This is a genomic window from Clostridium sp. N3C, from assembly GCF_900095445.1.
Classification (GTDB): domain Bacteria; phylum Bacillota; class Clostridia; order Clostridiales; family Clostridiaceae; genus Clostridium_AU.
In genome coordinates this window covers 1-19,185 of sequence record NZ_FMJL01000061.1, presented here as the reverse complement: position 1 = coordinate 19,185, position 19,185 = coordinate 1, and the positions used below count along the sequence as shown (strand labels likewise).

Annotated in this window: 16 protein-coding genes; 6 read left to right on the top strand and 10 right to left on the bottom strand. The window is 30.9% G+C overall.

Features of this window, described 5'->3' with window-relative positions; translation table 11 throughout:
* The first annotated feature begins 38 nt into the window (after positions 1–38).
* The 5 genes from N3C_RS13245 to N3C_RS13225 all read left to right on the top strand — a co-directional run bounded on the left by N3C_RS13245 (position 39) and on the right by N3C_RS13225 (position 8,055).
* Positions 39–917 carry a GNAT family N-acetyltransferase gene (locus N3C_RS13245; protein ID WP_074366489.1) on the top strand — a complete coding sequence of 293 codons (879 nt, stop codon included), beginning with the start codon at positions 39–41 and terminating at the stop codon, positions 915–917.
* Positions 918–1,104: 187 nt separating this feature from the next.
* Positions 1,105–2,436 carry a tRNA (N6-isopentenyl adenosine(37)-C2)-methylthiotransferase MiaB gene (gene miaB, locus N3C_RS13240; RefSeq protein WP_178377830.1) on the top strand — a complete coding sequence of 444 codons (1,332 nt, stop codon included), beginning with the start codon at positions 1,105–1,107 and terminating at the stop codon, positions 2,434–2,436.
* 48 nt (positions 2,437–2,484) lie between these two features.
* On the top strand, positions 2,485–5,124 hold the full coding sequence (gene mutS, locus N3C_RS13235; protein ID WP_074366487.1) for a DNA mismatch repair protein MutS: 2,640 nt from the start codon (positions 2,485–2,487) through the stop codon (positions 5,122–5,124).
* Between the two features lie 17 nt (positions 5,125–5,141).
* Entirely contained in the window at positions 5,142–6,710 is a 1,569-nt protein-coding gene (gene mutL, locus N3C_RS13230) for a DNA mismatch repair endonuclease MutL (protein ID WP_074366486.1), read from the top strand.
* Positions 6,711–6,774: 64 nt separating this feature from the next.
* Complete coding sequence (locus tag N3C_RS13225) at positions 6,775–8,055, top strand: methionine gamma-lyase family protein (protein ID WP_074366485.1); 1,281 nt, start codon at positions 6,775–6,777, stop codon at positions 8,053–8,055.
* 57 nt (positions 8,056–8,112) lie between these two features.
* Here N3C_RS13225 and lexA read toward each other — a convergent pair whose 3' ends face one another.
* Positions 8,113–8,721: a transcriptional repressor LexA gene (gene lexA / locus N3C_RS13220; protein ID WP_074366484.1), complete on the bottom strand. Its 609-nt coding sequence runs from the start codon at positions 8,719–8,721 to the stop codon at positions 8,113–8,115.
* Positions 8,722–8,914: 193 nt separating this feature from the next.
* Here lexA and N3C_RS13215 point away from each other — a divergent pair, with 193 nt between their 5' ends.
* The gene (locus N3C_RS13215) at positions 8,915–9,310 is read left to right on the top strand and encodes a hypothetical protein (RefSeq protein ID WP_074366483.1); all 396 of its coding nucleotides are present in this window, start codon (positions 8,915–8,917) and stop codon (positions 9,308–9,310) included.
* 14 nt (positions 9,311–9,324) lie between these two features.
* Here N3C_RS13215 and N3C_RS13210 read toward each other — a convergent pair whose 3' ends face one another.
* The 9 genes from N3C_RS13210 to recA form a co-directional block, all read right to left on the bottom strand.
* The gene (locus N3C_RS13210; RefSeq protein WP_074366491.1) at positions 9,325–10,290 is read right to left on the bottom strand and encodes a tyrosine recombinase XerC; all 966 of its coding nucleotides are present in this window, start codon (positions 10,288–10,290) and stop codon (positions 9,325–9,327) included.
* A gap of 886 nt (positions 10,291–11,176) precedes the next feature.
* Complete coding sequence (gene purB, locus N3C_RS13205) at positions 11,177–12,607, bottom strand: adenylosuccinate lyase (protein WP_074366482.1); 1,431 nt, start codon at positions 12,605–12,607, stop codon at positions 11,177–11,179.
* 84 nt (positions 12,608–12,691) lie between these two features.
* On the bottom strand, positions 12,692–12,952 hold the full coding sequence (locus tag N3C_RS13200) for an HPr family phosphocarrier protein (protein WP_074366481.1): 261 nt from the start codon (positions 12,950–12,952) through the stop codon (positions 12,692–12,694).
* 12 nt (positions 12,953–12,964) lie between these two features.
* The gene (locus tag N3C_RS13195) at positions 12,965–13,423 is read right to left on the bottom strand and encodes a PTS sugar transporter subunit IIA (protein WP_074366480.1); all 459 of its coding nucleotides are present in this window, start codon (positions 13,421–13,423) and stop codon (positions 12,965–12,967) included.
* Positions 13,424–13,536: 113 nt separating this feature from the next.
* A complete protein-coding gene (locus N3C_RS13190) occupies positions 13,537–14,730 on the bottom strand; it encodes a pyridoxal phosphate-dependent aminotransferase (protein ID WP_074366479.1) in 1,194 nt (397 codons plus the stop codon).
* Positions 14,717–15,568, bottom strand: a complete 852-nt coding sequence (locus N3C_RS13185; RefSeq protein ID WP_083604562.1) for a PHP domain-containing protein — start codon at positions 15,566–15,568, stop codon at positions 14,717–14,719. The genes N3C_RS13190 and N3C_RS13185 overlap by 14 nt, the downstream gene beginning before the upstream one ends.
* An 89-nt stretch (positions 15,569–15,657) precedes the next feature.
* On the bottom strand, positions 15,658–15,942 hold the full coding sequence (locus tag N3C_RS13180; protein WP_074366478.1) for a stage V sporulation protein S: 285 nt from the start codon (positions 15,940–15,942) through the stop codon (positions 15,658–15,660).
* A gap of 135 nt (positions 15,943–16,077) precedes the next feature.
* The gene (rny, locus tag N3C_RS13175) at positions 16,078–17,619 is read right to left on the bottom strand and encodes a ribonuclease Y (RefSeq protein ID WP_074366477.1); all 1,542 of its coding nucleotides are present in this window, start codon (positions 17,617–17,619) and stop codon (positions 16,078–16,080) included.
* Between the two features lie 289 nt (positions 17,620–17,908).
* On the bottom strand, positions 17,909–18,991 hold the full coding sequence (gene recA, locus N3C_RS13170) for a recombinase RecA (RefSeq protein WP_074366476.1): 1,083 nt from the start codon (positions 18,989–18,991) through the stop codon (positions 17,909–17,911).
* Between the last annotated feature and the right edge of the window lie 194 nt (positions 18,992–19,185).

Sequence of the window (19,185 nt, the reverse complement as noted above, 5' to 3'; positions counted from 1 at the left end):
TTTAAATAAGAAAATTATTACAAGGAAGGTATATTAAGTTGAAAGCGTTTAGGTTACGTAATAAATTTGCAAATTCCTTTATAGAATTAAATAAAAAACGCCATGAATTCAATTTACTTAATGAAGATTTTTTTAAGTATTACAATAGAGTTAACTTTTTATCAAAATATTTTTTACGTAGGCAGGTTATTTTGCTAGAGGAATCTAATAAACTAGTGGGTTATATGTGGTATTCTAAAATAGACCAAGGGAAAAATAATTATTTGATAAACGCCCTATATGTAGAGAAAGAATATATGGACTTAAAATGCAAGACTTTATTTAATCTTTTTAAAAGAGATAGCAATTTTTACTTTGATGGAAAAGTATCTAAAAATACCGCTGATTTTATAGAAGAACTGGGTTTTTTTAAGAAGAACGGTACCTATGAAATGAGTTTCTTATTGAACAATCTTATGCATGAACCTTTAATGGATAAAGTTGAATTTATTCCTTTTCAGAAGGGTAAATATGAAAAATTAAGGTGCGACCTCCAAAATGAAATATTCTTTGAAAAGGATAGACGTCCTCTCACAGTTAAAGATATTATAATTGATGAAATGCAGGATTATTTTGTAGAGGATTGGTGTATTTTCGTAAAATATGAAAAGCAATTTGTCGGTTATGGACAAATAATTATCACCGATTCCTGGCCCTTAATAGTGAACTTTGGAATATTAGAGGCTTATAGGAGAAAAGGCTTAGCTAATGCACTGCTAAATCATTTATTAAACATATTATATAACTCTGGCTATAAAAAGGTTAAAATAAAGGTTGATATAAGCAACACAGCAGCCTACATGCTTTATGAGAAAAAAGGCTTCGTTAAAGATGATGTATATTTTACCTGGCAGTATGTAAAAAAGGATGAACTGTAATAAAATGAGGTTCATCCTTTTGTTTATCTATATAATTATGGGGAATAAGGAAAAGTAAAAAAGGCTTTCAAAATCACTACAAATTTAATATAATAAAATAGGTAGAATTATGCTTTTATCAGATAAATTTCAATATAGATAAGGCATAATTATATTATTATACAGATGAATGAGAAGGAGAACTGAAATGACGACTTATAATAAACCAACATACTACATAGAAACTTGGGGATGCCAGATGAATGAAGAAGATTCCGAAAAGCTTTCTGGTATGCTAAAAAATATAGGTTATTCAAAAACAGATTCTAAAGATAAGGCAGATATTATCATTTTTAACACTTGCGCTGTAAGAGAAAATGCTGAACTTAAGGTGTATGGTAATCTAGGAGCCTTAAAAAAGCTTAAGGAAAAAAAGCCGGATCTTATTATAGCAATTTGTGGATGTATGATGCAGCAAAAGGGTATGGCTGAAAACATTATAAAAAAATATCCTTTTGTAGACATTATATTTGGCACTCATAATTCATATAAGTTCCCTGAATATTTAAATAGAGTAAAACAGGAAGGTAAATCAGTTATAGAGGTGCTTGATAAGGAAGAAGGAATAGTTGAAGGTATTCCTGTAGATAGAAAAAGTGATATAAAAGCCTTCGTAACTATAACTTACGGCTGCAATAATTTCTGCACCTATTGTATAGTTCCATATGTAAGAGGAAGAGAGAGAAGCAGACAGCCAGAAGAAATAATTAAAGAAATAAAATCCTTAGTTGCTCAAGGATATAAAGAGGTTACCCTATTAGGTCAAAATGTAAACTCTTATGGAAAGGGTTTAGAGGGGGATGTAAACTTTGCAAAATTGTTAAGAATGGTTAATGAAATAGAAGGTTTGGAAAGAATAAGATTTATGTCTTCCCATCCTAAGGATTTAACTATGGAAGTTATTCAAGCTATAAAAGATTGTGATAAAGTTTGCAACCAAATACATTTACCGGTTCAAAGTGGTTCTACAAGGATATTGAAGAAGATGAACAGGTCCTATAATAGGGAACAATATCTTGAATTAGTAAGAAATATAAAAAAGGAAATTCCTAATGTAGCTATTACTACAGACATAATTGTAGGCTTCCCTGGAGAAACTGAAGAGGACTTCCAAGATACTTTAGATTTAGTTAAGGAAGTAGAATATGATTCTGCATTTACTTTTATATATTCACGCAGAAAGTATACTCCTGCAGATAGAATGGAAGATCAAATAGATGATGCTGTAAAACATGAGCGCTTTAACAGACTTGTTCAAGTAGTAAATGAGATTAGTGCTAAGAAAAACAAGGAGTATCAAGATAAAATTGTAAAAGTTCTTGTTGAAGGTAAGAGTAAGAATGATGATTCTAAACTTACAGGAAGAACTGAAACAGGAAAACTTGTAAACTTTATTGGTAAAGAAGATTCTATCGGCAAGATTATAGAAGTTAAAATTACAGAAGCATTGACCTTTTCACTTAATGGTGAAGCTATTTAACATTTTTAAAGGCTCTCTAGAGAGCCTTTATCGTTAGGAGGAAATATAATGGCTCTTACACCAATGATGCAACAATACATTCAAATTAAAGAGAAAAACAAGGATTGTATATTATTCTTCCGTTTAGGGGACTTTTATGAAATGTTCTTTGAGGATGCTGAAATAGCTTCTAGAGAACTGGAGCTTGTTCTTACAGGTAGAGATTGCGGTCTAGAAGAGAGGGCACCTATGTGTGGTATTCCCTATCATGCCGCTAATAATTACATTAGTAGACTAGTATCCAAAGGCTATAAAATAGCTATTTGTGAGCAATTAGAAGACCCAGCCTTAGCTAAAGGAATTGTAAAAAGAGATATAATTAAAATCATAACTCCCGGTACCTTTACCGATTCTTCCTTTTTAGAAGATAACAAAAATAATTATATATTAAGTATTTATTTAGATAATAGTAGTGAAAAGTGCGGTCTTTGTTTTGCAGATATATCTACAGGGGAGTTTAATGCTACATCCTTTAATATGGATTATTCTCTAATTATAGATGAAATATTTAAGTTTTCTCCTAAGGAAATACTTATACAATCTGATTTTGAGCTAGGATCCTTGAAAGATATTATAGAGAAAATGGATATAACCATTACAGCTAAAGAAGCTAGTTACTTTACTCATAATGTAGAAGATAACTTTAAAAAGCAATTTCCTAACTTAGATCTTAATAATTATCACCGAAGTATTTCCTGTTCTGCAAATGGTTTACTTAATTATATTTATGAAACACAAAAAATATCCCTTTCTATAATCAACACTTTAGAATGCTATGAAGTACTAGATTATATGAATATGGATATAAACACAAGAAGAAATCTTGAGTTAACAGAAAATATTAGGGATAAGTCAAGAAAGGGTTCTTTACTTTGGATTCTAGATAAAACTAGTACTGCTATGGGCAGCAGAATGTTAAGGAAATGGATAGAACAACCGCTTATTAATAAAAAGGCTATAGAGGATAGACTTGATGCAGTAGAGACTATTAAAGATGACTTTAGTATGCTTTCAGAGTTAAAGGATAAGCTAAAGTCTGTATATGATATAGAAAGAATTTGCGGAAAAGTTTCTTGCCAAAGTGTAAACGCTAAAGAGCTATTATCCTTAAAACACTCTCTGAAAAATATACCAGAAATTAAAAATATATTAAGTAAAAGTGATAATTATTTGCTCAAAACTATCTATAACAATATGGATGACTTAAGAGATATTCATGATCTTTTAGAAAAATCTATAATGGAAACCCCGGCCCTTTCTATTAAAGAAGGAAACATTATCAAAGACAATTTTGATAAGGAAATAGATGAATTAAGAAAGGCCAAGTCCTATGGTAAGCAATGGATAGCGGATTTAGAAAACAGGGAGAGGGAAGTTACAGGAATAAAATCTCTTAAGGTTGGATATAATAAAGTTTTCGGTTATTATATAGAAATAACCAAAGCCAACTATTCATTGATTCCTCCAGGTAGGTATATACGTAAACAGACTTTAGCTAATGCTGAGAGGTTTATTACTGAAGAACTGAAAGCAATGGAGGAAAAAATATTAGGAGCTGAAGAGAAACTTTGCAATTTGGAATATAAGGTATTTATCTATATAAGAAACAAGGTAGAAGAAAACATTGATCGATTGAAGGCTAGTGCCAAATTGATTTCAGAGTTAGATTGCCTAGTTTCTTTAGCTCAAGTGGCTCTTGATAATAACTATAACAAGCCACTAATAAATAAAAATGGCTATATTAAAATAGTTGATGGACGCCATCCTGTGGTAGAAAAGGTTATGAAGGAAGGCTCTTTTGTAAGTAATGATACCTACATTGATAATAATGAAAATCAATTACTTTTAATTACAGGACCTAATATGGCTGGTAAATCCACATATATGCGACAGGTAGCACTAATAACTCTTATGGCTCAAATTGGTAGCTTTGTTCCTGCGAAAGAGGCAGAAATAAGTATATGTGATAGGATCTTTACCCGTATAGGGGCTTCTGATGATCTATCTTCCGGTAAAAGTACCTTTATGGTGGAAATGTCGGAAGTAGCCAATATTCTTTGCAACGCTACCAATGATAGTTTAGTGCTATTAGATGAAGTAGGAAGAGGAACTAGCACCTACGATGGTTTAAGCATAGCCTGGGCTGTAATTGAATATATTTGTAGTCAAAATAATCTAAAATGTAAAACTTTATTTGCTACTCACTATCACGAATTAACTAAATTAGAGGGAATTATAAAGGGTGTAAAAAACTATTGTGTTTCTGTTAAGGAAATAGGAAATGAAATTGTATTTCTAAGAAAAATTGTAGAAGGTGGAGCAGATCACTCCTATGGCATAGAAGTAGCAAAGTTAGCAGGTCTACCAAAAGAGGTAATAGATAGATCTAAAGAAATATTGGAGGATTTGGAACAAAATAATAAAATTGATGTATCTTATATTAATGAGGCAGCAATTACTTTAGATAAAAAAGAAGAAAAGAAGGCCAAAGAAAAGAAAGAGGAACAGGAATCTGTTCAATTAAATTTTATGGATTTAGAAAAAGATTCTTTTATAGAAGATATAAGAAACATAGATGTTTTGAATATCACTCCTATGGAAGCCTTTAATAAACTCTATGAGTTAGTACAAAAGTCAAGAAACATATGATATGCAGGTGATGTTCAATGAATCGAATAAACATTTTAAATGAGGAAACTAGTAATAAAATAGCTGCTGGTGAAGTGGTTGAAAGACCTTTTTCTGTGGTAAAGGAATTAATAGAAAATAGTATAGATGCTGGTGCTAAAAACATATCAATAGAAATTAGTGATGGTGGACAGAAGCTAATACAAGTAATAGACGACGGTCATGGCATTCATCCAGATGATATATCTACAGCTTTTTTACCCCATGCTACCAGTAAGATTAGAGTAATAGATGATATTTTTAAGATTAGTACTTTTGGATTCAGAGGCGAAGCTCTTGCTAGCATAGCCTCTGTAGCTAGAGTAAAACTTAAGAGTCGAACAAGGGAACATGACTATGGCAAAGAAATAGAAATCAATGGAGGTGCTGTAGAAAGCATAAAGGATGTAGGCTGCAATATAGGGACTTATATTGAAGTAAGAGATCTCTTTTATAATGTACCAGCTAGACTCAAATTTATGAAATCTGTTTCTAAGGAAACCTCTTCTGTAACTGATATAGTCAGCCGATTAGCCTTATGTAATAACGATATATCTTTCAAGTATGTAAATAATAACAAAAAGGTATTACAAACCTACGGAAATGGTAAACTTCTTGATTCAATTAGAATTATTTATGGGAAAAATGTAGCTGATAATTTAATTTATTTTGAAAGCCATTCTGACCTTGCAAGTGTTTTTGGTTATGTTGGAAATCAAGATATAAGTAGAGGAAGTAGAAATCATCAATCAATATATGTAAACAAAAGATATATAAAAAGTAAACTAATTACAGCCGCCGTTGAAAATGCAATGAAGTCTTTTTTAACTATTAACAAGTTTCCTTTTTTTGTTTTATTTTTAGATATTTATCCTGAGTTAATAGATGTAAATATTCATCCTACAAAAGCTGAAGTGAAATTTAACGATGATAGATTTATTTTTAAATTTATTTTCGATGCTGTACACCAAGGTATGAGAGAATCGCTAAAGGATACCTTTATGGTAGAAACTGATAGTATTGAAAAAGTTCCAACAGTGAATAATGTAAAAACTGAAGTTGTTGAAGCAATTTCTTTTCATAATATAATTCAAACTAATACTTTAGATGAAGTAAAAAATGAAACAGTTTCTCTTCCTATTGATTTATCCAGAGATAAGGACAGTAATTTTTATTTATCTCAAAATACCTTTGACAATCTATCTCAAAGGGATAATAAATTATATGAAAAAAACTCTTACAATGAAAAAAATGAAGTAAGCACTATAAGAGAAGATTCTATAAAAGAAAATCCTGTTGCAAAGTTACCGGATCTAAAGTATATAGGTATATTCAATAATACCTACATAATTTGTGAATATAATACAGAGCTATATGTCATAGATCAACTATATTTAACTAATGGTTTTCAATTAAAAGGTTATGTGAAGGGTTTTGATAACTTTACAGTAATTTTAGATAGTGACGGAAAACAGATGATGATTTACAAGCATGCAATATCTACTATAACTCCATCAAAGACTATTTTATTTTCAAACCATAATGCTGATGAAAAAGATGTAGATTAATAAGAATAGGCCATTTGCCTATTCTTTTTTTATGTGTTAATATTTTATACTGGAGGGGAATTATATGAATATACACATGAAAAACATCTTGAAGCAAAACTATAAGATCAGTGATACCGTTATTGATTATCTAGATTTAGCTGAAAAGGATACCGAAGCGGAATTTAAATATTATGATGAAATAAAAGAGTTTAATCAAGCTAAAGTTCTAAGTGCTTTTCAGCAGGAAAAAATCAGCGATACACACTTTACTAATTCTACTGGATATGGATATGGCGATATTGGTAGGGATACTTTAGATAAAGTTTACACTAATATATTTAAATGTGAAGCTGCTTTGGTAAGACCCCACTTTGTAAGCGGAACCCATGCGATAGGGGCTGCACTTCTAGGTAATTTAAGACCTGGTGATACTATGTTAGCTATTTCAGGAGAGCCTTATGATACACTTCATAACATCATAGGTATAAACGTAAAAGAAAATATAGGTTCCTTAAAAGATTATGGAATAGGCTATAAGCAAATAGACTTAGTTAATGGTGACTTTGATTATGAAAAAATAGAAAAGGTTCTTAAAGAAGATAAAAGCATTAAACTAGTTCATATTCAAAAGTCCACCGGGTATGGCTGGAGAAAATCACTAGATATTACTAGAATTGAAAAAGCTATTGCTTTTGTTAAGAATATCAATAACGATCTTATTTGTTTTGTAGATAATTGCTATGGAGAGTTCGTAGAAGTGAAAGAACCGACGGAAATAGGCGCGGATTTAATGTGTGGATCTTTAATCAAAAATATTGGCGGTGGTATTGCACCAACTGGAGCTTATATTGTTGGAAAGAAAGAGTATGTTGAACAAGCATCCTATAGGCTAACGGTACCAGGAATAGGAGGGGAATGTGGATCAACCTTTGGAGTTATGAGATCCTTTTATCAAGGTCTATTTTTAGCTCCTCATATAACTATGGAAGCTGTAAAAGGGGCAGTGTTATGCTCTAGACTAATGGAATTAGCAGGCTTTGAAGTTATGCCTACCTATACTGATAGAAGAACGGACATTATACAAGCTATAAAGTTTAATGATAAAGAAAAGCTAATTAAATTCTGCAAAGGTATTCAAAAAGGATCTCCAATAGATTCCTTTGTAGAATGTGAACCTTGGGATATGCCTGGCTATAATGATCAGGTTATCATGGCTGCCGGCGCCTTTGTTCAAGGTTCGTCTATAGAGCTTTCTGCTGATGCACCAATAAGACCGCCATATATTGCTTATCTTCAAGGTGGATTGACTTTAGAACATGTTAAGATAGGTCTATCCATAGCATTAAATAATATCCTTAAATAATATGATAAAAAATTGCTAATTATAAAAACTCGAGACTTAGTTCCCGAGTTTTTATAATTAATATGTTCTATAAATGCCAACTAATTTACCAAGAATTCTGCAATCTTTCACTATAATAGGACTCATAGTTTTATTTTCAGGTTGTAATCGAATATGATCCTTTTCTTTAAAGAATCTTTTTATGGTAGCTGAATTATCTATTAAAGCTACTGCTATCTCACCATTTTGAACAGTTTCGGTTTTTTCTATAATAGCTAAATCACCATCCAAAATTCCAGCATCAATCATACTTTCCCCTTTAACTTTTAGGATAAATAGATCATTACGGTTTTTGATATAGTTTAAAGGGATTGTGAAAGTATCTTCTATGTTTTCCACAGCTAAAATAGGTTCTCCAGCAGTAACTTTGCCAACTATAGGAATATCAATCATTTCCTTCTTACGGTTAGCAAATTCACAAATTTCTAGGGCTCTTGGTTTTGTAGCATCACGCTTTATCAGGCCCTTTTTCTCTAGCTTTTTTAGGTGTCCGTGAACCGTTGATGTAGAACTTAAGCCTACAGCTTCACAAATTTCACGAACTGCTGGTGGATACCCTTTTTCTAGTGAATATTTTTTCAAAAATTCATATACTTCTTTTTGCTTAGCACTTAAACCTTCAGACATAATTTCACCTCTCATTTCAAATAAATTATAACATAAATTTTTGATTTATTCAAACTTACGTTCTAGCTATTAATGATAGCCACTTAATATAATAATTATACAATGTTGAAAAAATTTTTTTACTCAATTATAATTAAATGTGCTTTGATTTATAAGTTTACTGATTGTTCAGGATAAAAGGAGAGGTTAACCTATGGATAAACAATGTATATTTCACGAAAATAAGATATGTGATGATTGTAATCAATGTGATTTATGCGATTTAGATCAAAATAAAATCTGCGATAACTGCGGAAAATGTTTAGAAATCAACAGCAATGATTACAGAAAAGTATTAATTGAAGATATATATGAAGGGGATGACTTTGAGGATGAAGACTTGCTAATAGATACAGAACCAGTAGAGACTATGCTTTTTGATGAGGATTATAAATTTTTAGATATAGAGGAAGACCAAGATTTGAATGTGGAATTTATAGAAGACATCGAAGGATTAAAGGAACTACTAGAAGAAAAGGAAAATAAAGTGCTAGAAGAATACACCCCTGGTTTATTTGTTATAAAAGATCCAAAGAAAAAGCTGCGCTAAATAAAGGCAGCTTTTTACTTCGTTTTTGCATCATTTAATGGATTTAATTTAACAGCTTCTCTTAATCTATCATCGTCTACATGAGTATAAATTTGAGTAGTAGATACACTTTCGTGACCTAAAATCTTCTGAAGACTTCGAATATCAACATTTCCATGCTTGTACATTAAAGTCGCTGCAGTATGTCTAAGCTTATGAGGTGAATATTTGCTACTATCCAATCCAGCAGCCTTTAAATACTTATCAATTATTACTTCTACAGTTCTTTTGCTTATTCTAGTTTTCTTTTCGCTAATAAAAAGGGCATCTTTATGTTCTGGTAATATTTCCATACTATTTCTTTCTAATAGTATATAATCAGAAATTGCTTTCAAGCAGGCCTCATTTAGATAAACGGTACGCTCCTTATTACCTTTACCTATAACTGTTAAAGTATCTTCTTTAATTTTAGAAAGATTTATACTGCATAACTCAGATAGACGTAATCCACAGTTTAAAAATAAAGTTATTATACAGTAATCTCTTTTTTCATGTCTATAAGTTCCATCTACAGATTTTAGCAATTCTTTGCTTTCATTTAATGTTAAATAAATTGGATTTCTTTTTTCAATTTTGGGAGTTTCTAGTTCCAAAGCTGGATTTTCATCTAAAACCTTTGCTTTTGTGCTAAGGTATTTAAAAAAGGATCTAACAGAGGCAACTTTTCTAGCTCTTGCATAGGTACTATTTTTTCTATTTTTTTCAGCAAAAGATAGAAAGGCATATAACTCGGATAAATTTATGGATCTTATAAAATTATCATCAACATCATTTATTTGAATTTCTGTAAAGTCTATGTTTCTAGGACACATACCTCTATAGATTTTTAAAAATCTAAATAATAAAACCAAATCCATTTTATATCCGTCGACGGTATTACTAGATCTACCTTTAATTACATCCAGGTAATTTAAATATTCTACCAATCTCCTAGGCAACATAAAATAATCATCAAAAAAGGTAGGGGAAGGAGCTGGGTTAGTTGAGATTTTCTTTTCATCTTTGCCGGTATTAGATCTCTTGTTTTTTGGTAATTTTGACGTTAGATCCATTTCCTTAATTATCCGCTGCATTTGTCTTTGACTGAGATTATATATACTGGCCAATTGTGAAGTTGAATAACCGTTTTTATATAATATGTAAATATCTTTTATGACAGAAGCGTAAGATTTTCCTTCAAGTTCTTTTGTTAATTTATTTATATTAATATAATCTAACTCTGATAATTCGCTTTTATGTAACAAAGATTTCTCAGACTCTTGGTAAGTTATTAATTCATATCGGCTGCTCATTAACAATCACCTCAATTATATTATATCACGATGGATGTCGTTTGTCTATGATATTGCGCTAAATTATGATTTAGCGCAATTATATGAGGTGACATAATAACATTTATTGCTATATTATTCCAAATTATTTATATACAAACTAATCATCCATTGTATTATTTTTTCGGATTTCAAATTTTTTTGATTCTATAATAATTACTTTTTCGAATTTATGAAAATTAATTTTTTAGTGATTTTTAAATTCAACGACGGTAATATTCGATGAGCTTTTTAAAACAATCTGTTTTGCAAATTATTATTTTGACACAAACCCCTTTTTTATTATTATCATCCTCAAATGATAATGTTTATCAATAAGTCAAATATTCGATATTTTTCCCTTGTATAAATATACCATATAATGTAAATCACAACCTGTGGACACATCTGGGTATAATTGTAAAATTCACAATTCATATAAAATAACATAATAAAAAAGTTGTATATTCATTTATATTTGAACATACAACTTTTTAGAAGTTTAAATTATAAAATATTAAACATTTATTTCAACTTTCTCGCCTAAGTACTCATGGTTTTCTTTTAATATTGGATTAACAACATTTTCTAAGAAATCTTTTACTTGACCAGGAGCTCTTCCTACAAATTTAATAGGATTAACTATTTGTAAAATCTCTTCTCTAGTCATTCTAAAAATAGGATCTGCTATAATTCTTTCAAGTAAATCATTGTTTAATCCTTCTTCTTTAACTCGTTTTGCTGCATCCATCGAATGCACCCTTATACGTTCATGTAACTCTTGTCTATCTGCCCCTCTTTTTACAGCTTCCATCATAATATTTTCTGTAGCCATAAATGGTAGTTCATTTTTTACATGTGCTTCTATTACCTTTTCATATACAACTAAATTTTCACTAACATTAAGATATAAATTTAAAACTCCATCTAAAGCTAAAAAGGCTTCTGCTACAGCTATTCTTTTATTAGCAGAATCGTCTAATGTTCTTTCAAACCATTGTGTTGATGCTGTAATTGCAGGATTCAAGGCATCTACAATTACATATCTAGCTAAAGCACCAATTCTTTCTGAACGCATAGGATTTCTCTTGTATGCCATAGCGGAAGAACCTACCTGATTTTTTTCAAAAGGTTCTTCAATTTCTTTCATATTTTGAAGTATTCTAATATCGTTACTGAACTTATATGCGCTTTGAGCAATTTCAGATAGCGTATTTAGAACAATGGAATCAATTTTTCTAGTATATGTTTGTCCAGTAATAGGTAAAGTTTCACTAAAGCCCATTTTTTCAGCTACAAGTTTATCTAACTTCTTTACCTTTTCTTCATCATCATTAAGCAAATTCATGAAACTTGCTTGTGTACCGGTGGTACCTTTAACACCTCTCATTTTTATGTTTTTAATAACAAAATCTAAATTTTCTAAATCTATAACAAGATCTTGAATCCATAAGCAAGCTCTTTTACCAACTGTTGTGAGCTGAGCAGGCTGAAGATGTGTAAATCCAAGGGTTGGCATGTTCTTATATTTATCAGCAAATTTAGATAGGGATTCTATGATACAAACGATTTTCTTCTTAATTAATAGAAGAGCTTCTCTCATAATGATTAGATCAGTATTATCGCCAACGTAGCAGCTTGTTGCACCTAAATGGATAATACCCTTTGCCTTAGGACATTGAAGACCATAAGCATAAACATGACTCATAACATCATGTCTAATCTCTTTTTCTTTTCTTTCGGCATCTTCATAATTTATATTTGAAATATTGTTACGAAGTTCTTCGATTTGTTCATCGGTAATATTTAGCCCCAACTCCTTTTCGCTTTCAGCTAATGCTACCCATAACTTTCTCCAAGTTTGGAACTTCATATCATCGGAAAATAAATAGCTCATTTCCTTTGAAGAGTACCTTGAATTAAGTGGTGAATTATACAAATTTCTCATCCTTTGCCTCCATTCTCTTTTTTTAAGCAATTTTATTATACCATAGATTTTACCATATAAAAAAGAGGGTAACAATATCCCTCTTTATTCTTCCAATGAATTTATTAACTTAACCAATTCTTCAACTGCGTGAACCTCATCATCACCGGAGGCTGTTATAGTAATCTTAGAATTTTTAGATACTCCTAAAGATAATACGCCAATTAAACTTTTAACATTTGCTTTTTTATTATTATGTTCAATTGTTATGTCTGATTTGAATGAAGAAGCTTTTTTTACCAACAACGTTGCTGGTCTTGCATGTAACCCCGTAGAACTTTTTACTATCACTTCTCTTGTAATCATTTTTCCATCCTCCTATTTTAATACTACAGTCATGAATACTTCTTTAGCTTTTGTAGTTTTATAGCTTATATCAATACTATCTATTATCTCTGAATTTGTAATAACAAGTGGAGTTATAGTAGAAGCTTGTCTTTCTACGAACTCTCTATCAAAAAACAATATTTTATCTCCAGCCTTTACTTTATCTCCTACTTTAACATAAGATGCAAATCCTTTACCTTCTAACTTTACAGAATCTATTCCCACATGGATTAATATTTGCAAGCCTTCTTCAGTTTTTATACCAATAGCGTGCTTAGCATCATAAACAAGAACAATTTCACCATCTACAGGGGAATACACAAAGTTATCATCTGGTTTAATAGCTGCACCTTCACCCATAATTTTTTTATTAAATAAATAATCGTTTACTTCTGTTAAGGATACTACTTCTCCTGAAATAGGCAAAACAAGATCAATTTTCTTTTTCATATATTAATCACCCTCTGTTTACAAATTATAATACTATATAATAAATATATCATGAAATCTTAAAATTTTAAACATAATATTCTTATAATCTATCTATTTATTAGAAATACATCTTATATTAAACTGGAAACAAACTTCTCTAAACGGTCTAAGCCTTTTTTGATATTTTCCATAGAGGTCGCATAAGATAATCTAATATAATTATCATCTCCAAAAGCTGCTCCAGGTACCACTGCTACTAAATACTTTTCTAATAATAGATTTGCTAGATTTAAAGAATTAGCAATAGGTTCACCATCTATCTTTTTGTTCAATATATCCTTTACATTAACCATTACATAAAAAGCACCTTTTGGTTTAACACAGCTAATGCCTTTTATACTATTGATTTTTTCTACCATGTAATCACGTCTTAATTTGAACTGTTCAATCATAAATTCTACTTTATCTTGAGGACCAGTTAAAGCTTCTATTGCTGCATACTGACAAACTGATGTTGGATTAGATGTTGTATGACTTTGTATACTTGACATGATTTTAATTAACCCCTGTGGTCCTGCAGCATAACCTATTCTCCAACCTGTCATAGCATAAGTTTTAGAAAGACCATTAATAATAATTGTTCTATTATATGCATCTTCGCTAATAGAAGCAATGCTTACATGCTTTAGGTCATCGTATATTAATTTTTCATAAATTTCATCAGAAATAATAAGCAAATCATGCTTTTTAGCAAATTTAGCAATTGCTTTTAAATCCTCATAATCATATACAGTACCTGTAGGATTATTTGGACTATTAATTAATATGGCCTTTGTGTTATCAGTTATGACTTTTTCTAGATCGCTTATTTCATATTTAAAGTTATTATCTGCACTAGTGTTTACATATACTGGAACGCCACCATATAGTTTAATTAATTCAGGATAAGATATCCAATAAGGAACTGGTACTATTACTTCATCTCCTGGATTAATAATTGCTTGAAAAACATTAGATAGACATTGCTTAGCACCAGTGGACACTATAATTTGAGAAGTACTATATGTAAGATTGTTATCCTTGGATAACTTTTTACATATAGCTTCCTTTAACTGCAAAATACCAGATGCAGGTGTGTACTTAGTTAATCCTTTTTTCATTGCTTCTATAGCTGCATCTATTATATTATCAGGTGTATTAAAGTCTGGTTCCCCAGCGCCAAAACTAATTACATCTTTACCCATCTCCTTTGCAGCTTTAGCTTTTGCTGTTATTTCCAAGGTTATAGATGGTTCCAATTGCAAGGATAAGTTAGAAAATTTCATTGTATACTCCTCCATTTTTCAAATAATATTTGAATAGTTTTTTAGTTAAATTGTAATCTAAGCCCACTGAACCTATTCTAATATCAGAATTTGAATCTCCCCCATGATAATCACTTCCCCCTGTAATAATTAGCTTATACTTTTTTGCAATATTATAAAATTTGTTAACTGCATCACTATTATGGGAAGGATGATACACCTCTATACCATTTAATCCGTATACTTTAAGTTCTTTAATAAATTTTTCAATGTTTATATTCTTATATATTTCTCCCGGATGAGCTAACACAGCAATGCCTCCACTTTGTCTAATGAGTCCTAGGGCTTCTTTATAATTTAATTTGAACCGCTCAATGTAAGCTGGTCTATCTTTAGCTAAATAAAGATAAAAAGCTTCCTTTATTGAGTTAACATAGCCCTTTTCTTGAAGAATCTTTGCAATATGCGGTCTACCTAAAGAAACATACTTATTTACATCTAGATCATTCAAAGATATATCTATGTCCAATTCTTTTAATTTTTCAACAATATTATGTACTCTTTCAATTCTTGTATTTTGAATAATTTTCAATTTATTATTTAACTCGCAATTGTTTATATCAATAAAGTATCCTAAAATATGTATTTCATATCCACAATATTCACTACTGAGCTCAATACCTGTAACAATTTTTATAGAAGTTTCTAAAGAAGTTAACTGCTGCTGTGATGATATAGAATCATGGTCCGTTATAGATACACACTGAATATTACTAGCTTCAGCCATACGAATAATTTCCTTTGGAGATAAGTTACCATCAGAATAGCTAGAATGTATGTGTAGATCCGAATAAATCATCATAAACACCTATTTCTTTTTCTTTAAGGTTTACATACAAAATATATCACTTATAATAACTAATGTAAATATCTTTGCTATTAAAAGAACTAATCTTCATTGATATTTGAAATATTCCTTGGTTCTAAGGTAAATTTCATAGCAGTTCTTTCTTCGTCATTAATCAAAACATCTACAAAAGCAGGAATGCAAACTAAGTTGATTACACTAGGTGCTAAAAATCCCCGAGCTATTGCTATTGCTTTAACTGCTTGATTAATAGCAGCAGCCCCAATAGCTTGAAGCTCTGCAACTCCATTTTCTTTAATTACTGTAGTTATTGCACCAGCGACTGAATTTGGAATAGATTTTGCTGAAACTTTTAGCGGTTCCATAAAAATACCTCCTTACATTTATCATATAGAAACATACTTTATACTATTTAATTTCTACAAGCAAATAGAAAACTCCTTTTAAACTTTGATTTTTTACAAAGTTTAAAGGAGTCTTTCTTTCAACACTAATAATAATTATTTTGCATAATCAATAGCACGTGTTTCTCTTATCACATTTACTTTAATTTGACCAGGATACTCTAATTCTTCTTCTATCTTTTTAACTAACTTTCTAGACATTTCAATTATCCCGGCATCATCAATTTGATCTGGTTTAACCATAATTCTTACTTCTCTACCTGCTTGAATCGCAAATGACTTTTCTACGCCTTCATATGAATTTGCAATTTCCTCTAACTTTTCCAATCTCTTAATGTATGCTTCGAGAGTTTCTCTTCTAGCACCAGGTCTAGCAGCGGATATAGCATCTGCTGCCTGAACAAGGACAGCTTCTAAAGACTGCATTTCTATATCTCCATGATGTGCTCCTATAGCATTAACAACAATAGGTGTTTCATGATACTTTTTCGCTAATTCTGCTCCTATTATTGCATGAGGACCTTCTACTTCATGATCTACAGCTTTACCAATATCATGAAGCAAACCTGCTCTTTTAGCTATAGTTGGATCTAAACCTAATTCGCTAGCCATAAGTCCCGCTAGATATGCAACCTCTAGAGAATGCTTAAGCACATTTTGACCATAACTAGTTCTGTACTTTAATCTTCCAAGCAATTTAATCAATTCTTGATGCAATCCATGTACACCAGTTTCAAAGGTTGCTTGTTCACCTTCCTCTTTTATGTTGTTTTCAACTTCTTTCTTTGCTCTTTCTACCATTTCTTCGATTCTAGCTGGATGAATTCTACCATCGATTATTAACTTTTCTAAAGCTATTTTAGCAACTTCACGCCTAATTGGATCAAAACTTGAAAGTATAACTGCTTCTGGTGTATCATCAATTATTAAGTCAACACCAGTTAAAGTTTCTAGAGTTCTGATATTCCTACCTTCTCTACCTATAATTCTACCCTTCATTTCATCATTAGGTAGCGCAACTACATGAACTGTGGACTCAGAAACATGGTCTGCCGCGCATCTTTGGATTGCGGTAGTAATTATTTCTCTAGCTCTTTTTTCACTTTCTTCCTTGGTTTTAGTTTCGAACTCTTTAATCATAATAGCATAATCATGTTTCAATTCTGCGTTTAACTGATCTAATAGAAGTGCTTTTGCATCTTCTGAAGTCATACCAGCAATGCGCTCTAATTCTTCTCTCTGCTTTTCATATAGCATCTGAACACTTTCCTCTAGTTGTTGCACTTCCTGCAGTCTCTTATTAATACTTTCATCCTTTTTTTCAAGCATATCACTTTTTTTGTCCAAAGACTCTTCCCTCAGAAGCATTCTTCTTTCCATTCTTTGGAGTTCATTTCGTCTTTCTCTGGACTCTCGTTCTAAGTCATTTCTCAACTTATGAACTTCTTCTTTTGCTTCCAGTATAGCTTCTTTCTTTTTGGTATCAGCTTCTTTATTTGCTGCTTCCAAAATTCTCTCAGCTTCCTGTTCCGCTTTTACAATTTTTTCTTCTACTAATCTTTTTCTTATTAGAAATTCAATTATTAATACCGCTGCGGTGAGTATTACTACAGCTAATGGTATTAGATATTTACTCATACGAACACCTACTTTGCTTTAATGTATTGTAGTTTTAATTGAAAATGAAAGCTTAGAAAAGGTGTCATATTATTCAATAAAAAATATTAAATATGATAAACCAGTATTTGTATATATTTTATATTATTTTTTTATTAATGTCAAGTTGAAAACCTTTTGAGAGAAAATTGTCTATTTAGATATACATATTAATAATTATGTTAACTAGCATTATAATTATTAGACGGAATTAGATTGATAAGTGATTATTTGCAATAAGAAAAAGCAGTAAAATACTGCTTTCTCACATCTATTCTTTATCTTTTTCAATTTCCAACTCTCCAATAGCTACATCTTCATCTGCTTGTTGTTCAGTTATTATTGGAGTTGTGATTGGTGGTAAATTATATTTCTTTCTGATTAAATTTTCTATCTCTAAAGCTAGTTCAGGATTTTCTTTTAAATATTGCTTTGAATTCTCTCTTCCTTGACCAAGTCGTATATCATTATATGAAAACCATGCTCCACTCTTCTGAACTATATTTTCCTTAACACCTACATCAATAATTGTACCTACTCTTGAAATACCTTCATTATACATAATATCAAATTCTGATTGTTTAAAAGGTGGCGCAACCTTATTTTTAATTATTTTTACTCTTGTTCTATTACCGATAACATCATCACCTTGTTTAATAGAATCAACTCTTCTAATATCCATTCTTACAGAAGCGTAAAATTTAAGTGCTCTACCACCAGGTGTAGTTTCTGGATTGCCAAACATTACTCCTACCTTTTCTCTTAATTGGTTTATAAATATTGCTACACACTTTGATTTATTAATAGATCCAGCTAATTTTCTTAGCGCTTGGGACATAAGTCTTGCTTGTAATCCTACGTGAGAATCTCCCATCTCTCCTTCTATTTCCGCTCTAGGTACTAATGCTGCAACAGAGTCTACAACTATTACATCAATAGCGTTAGATCTAACTAGTGCTTCTGCAATTTCTAATGCCTGTTCACCTGTATCTGGCTGTGACACAATAAGATTATCTATATCAACTCCTAGTTTTTTAGCATAGCTAGGATCTAAAGCATGCTCTGCATCAATAAATGCAGCTACACCGCCTTTCTTCTGTGCTTCTGCTACAATATGCAATGCAACTGTTGTTTTACCGGATGATTCAGGTCCGAAGATTTCAACTATTCTTCCCCGTGGAACTCCGCCTATACCAAGAGCAATATCTAAGTCTAAACAACCAGTAGGAATAGCTTCAATATCTAGTATATTATGTTCACCAAGCTTCATTATTGAGCCTTTACCAAATTGCTTTTCAATTTGGCTCATAGCGGCCTCTATAGCTTTCATTTTTTCCAAATCTAAATTTGCCATCGTTTCTCATTCCTTTCCGAACGCATGTTCTGAACTTATTATAAACTAATTATATTAATTAGTCAACATTAATTAAAAAGTTCCTTACATAAGGAACTTAAGTTTTATAGTGTTAAATTTTTACCATCTCAAAAAATATTATACAATAATAGAATTTAATTTTCTACTTTTATGATATTCTTGTTTTTTATAAA

Bases quoted from the DNA above. Each gene is read 5' to 3' on its own strand.
- recA (WP_074366476.1), bottom strand. From the start codon at position 18,991: ATGGCAAATTTAGATTTGGAAAAAATGAAAGCTATAGAGGCCGCTATG.
- N3C_RS13215 (WP_074366483.1), top strand. From the start codon at position 8,915: ATGGATAAACAATGTATATTTCACGAAAATAAGATATGTGATGATTGT.
- N3C_RS13190 (WP_074366479.1), bottom strand. From the start codon at position 14,730: ATGAAATTTTCTAACTTATCCTTGCAATTGGAACCATCTATAACCTTG.
- N3C_RS13180 (WP_074366478.1), bottom strand. From the start codon at position 15,942: ATGGAACCGCTAAAAGTTTCAGCAAAATCTATTCCAAATTCAGTCGCT.
- N3C_RS13200 (WP_074366481.1), bottom strand. From the start codon at position 12,952: ATGATTACAAGAGAAGTGATAGTAAAAAGTTCTACGGGGTTACATGCA.
- lexA (WP_074366484.1), bottom strand. From the start codon at position 8,721: ATGTCTGAAGGTTTAAGTGCTAAGCAAAAAGAAGTATATGAATTTTTG.
- mutS (WP_074366487.1), top strand. From the start codon at position 2,485: ATGGCTCTTACACCAATGATGCAACAATACATTCAAATTAAAGAGAAA.
- N3C_RS13225 (WP_074366485.1), top strand. From the start codon at position 6,775: ATGAATATACACATGAAAAACATCTTGAAGCAAAACTATAAGATCAGT.
- N3C_RS13210 (WP_074366491.1), bottom strand. From the start codon at position 10,290: ATGTTGCCTAGGAGATTGGTAGAATATTTAAATTACCTGGATGTAATT.
- N3C_RS13195 (WP_074366480.1), bottom strand. From the start codon at position 13,423: ATGAAAAAGAAAATTGATCTTGTTTTGCCTATTTCAGGAGAAGTAGTA.
- rny (WP_074366477.1), bottom strand. From the start codon at position 17,619: ATGAGTAAATATCTAATACCATTAGCTGTAGTAATACTCACCGCAGCG.
- purB (WP_074366482.1), bottom strand. From the start codon at position 12,607: ATGAGAAATTTGTATAATTCACCACTTAATTCAAGGTACTCTTCAAAG.
- miaB (WP_178377830.1), top strand. From the start codon at position 1,105: ATGACGACTTATAATAAACCAACATACTACATAGAAACTTGGGGATGC.
- mutL (WP_074366486.1), top strand. From the start codon at position 5,142: ATGAATCGAATAAACATTTTAAATGAGGAAACTAGTAATAAAATAGCT.
- N3C_RS13185 (WP_083604562.1), bottom strand. From the start codon at position 15,568: ATGATTTATTCGGATCTACACATACATTCTAGCTATTCTGATGGTAAC.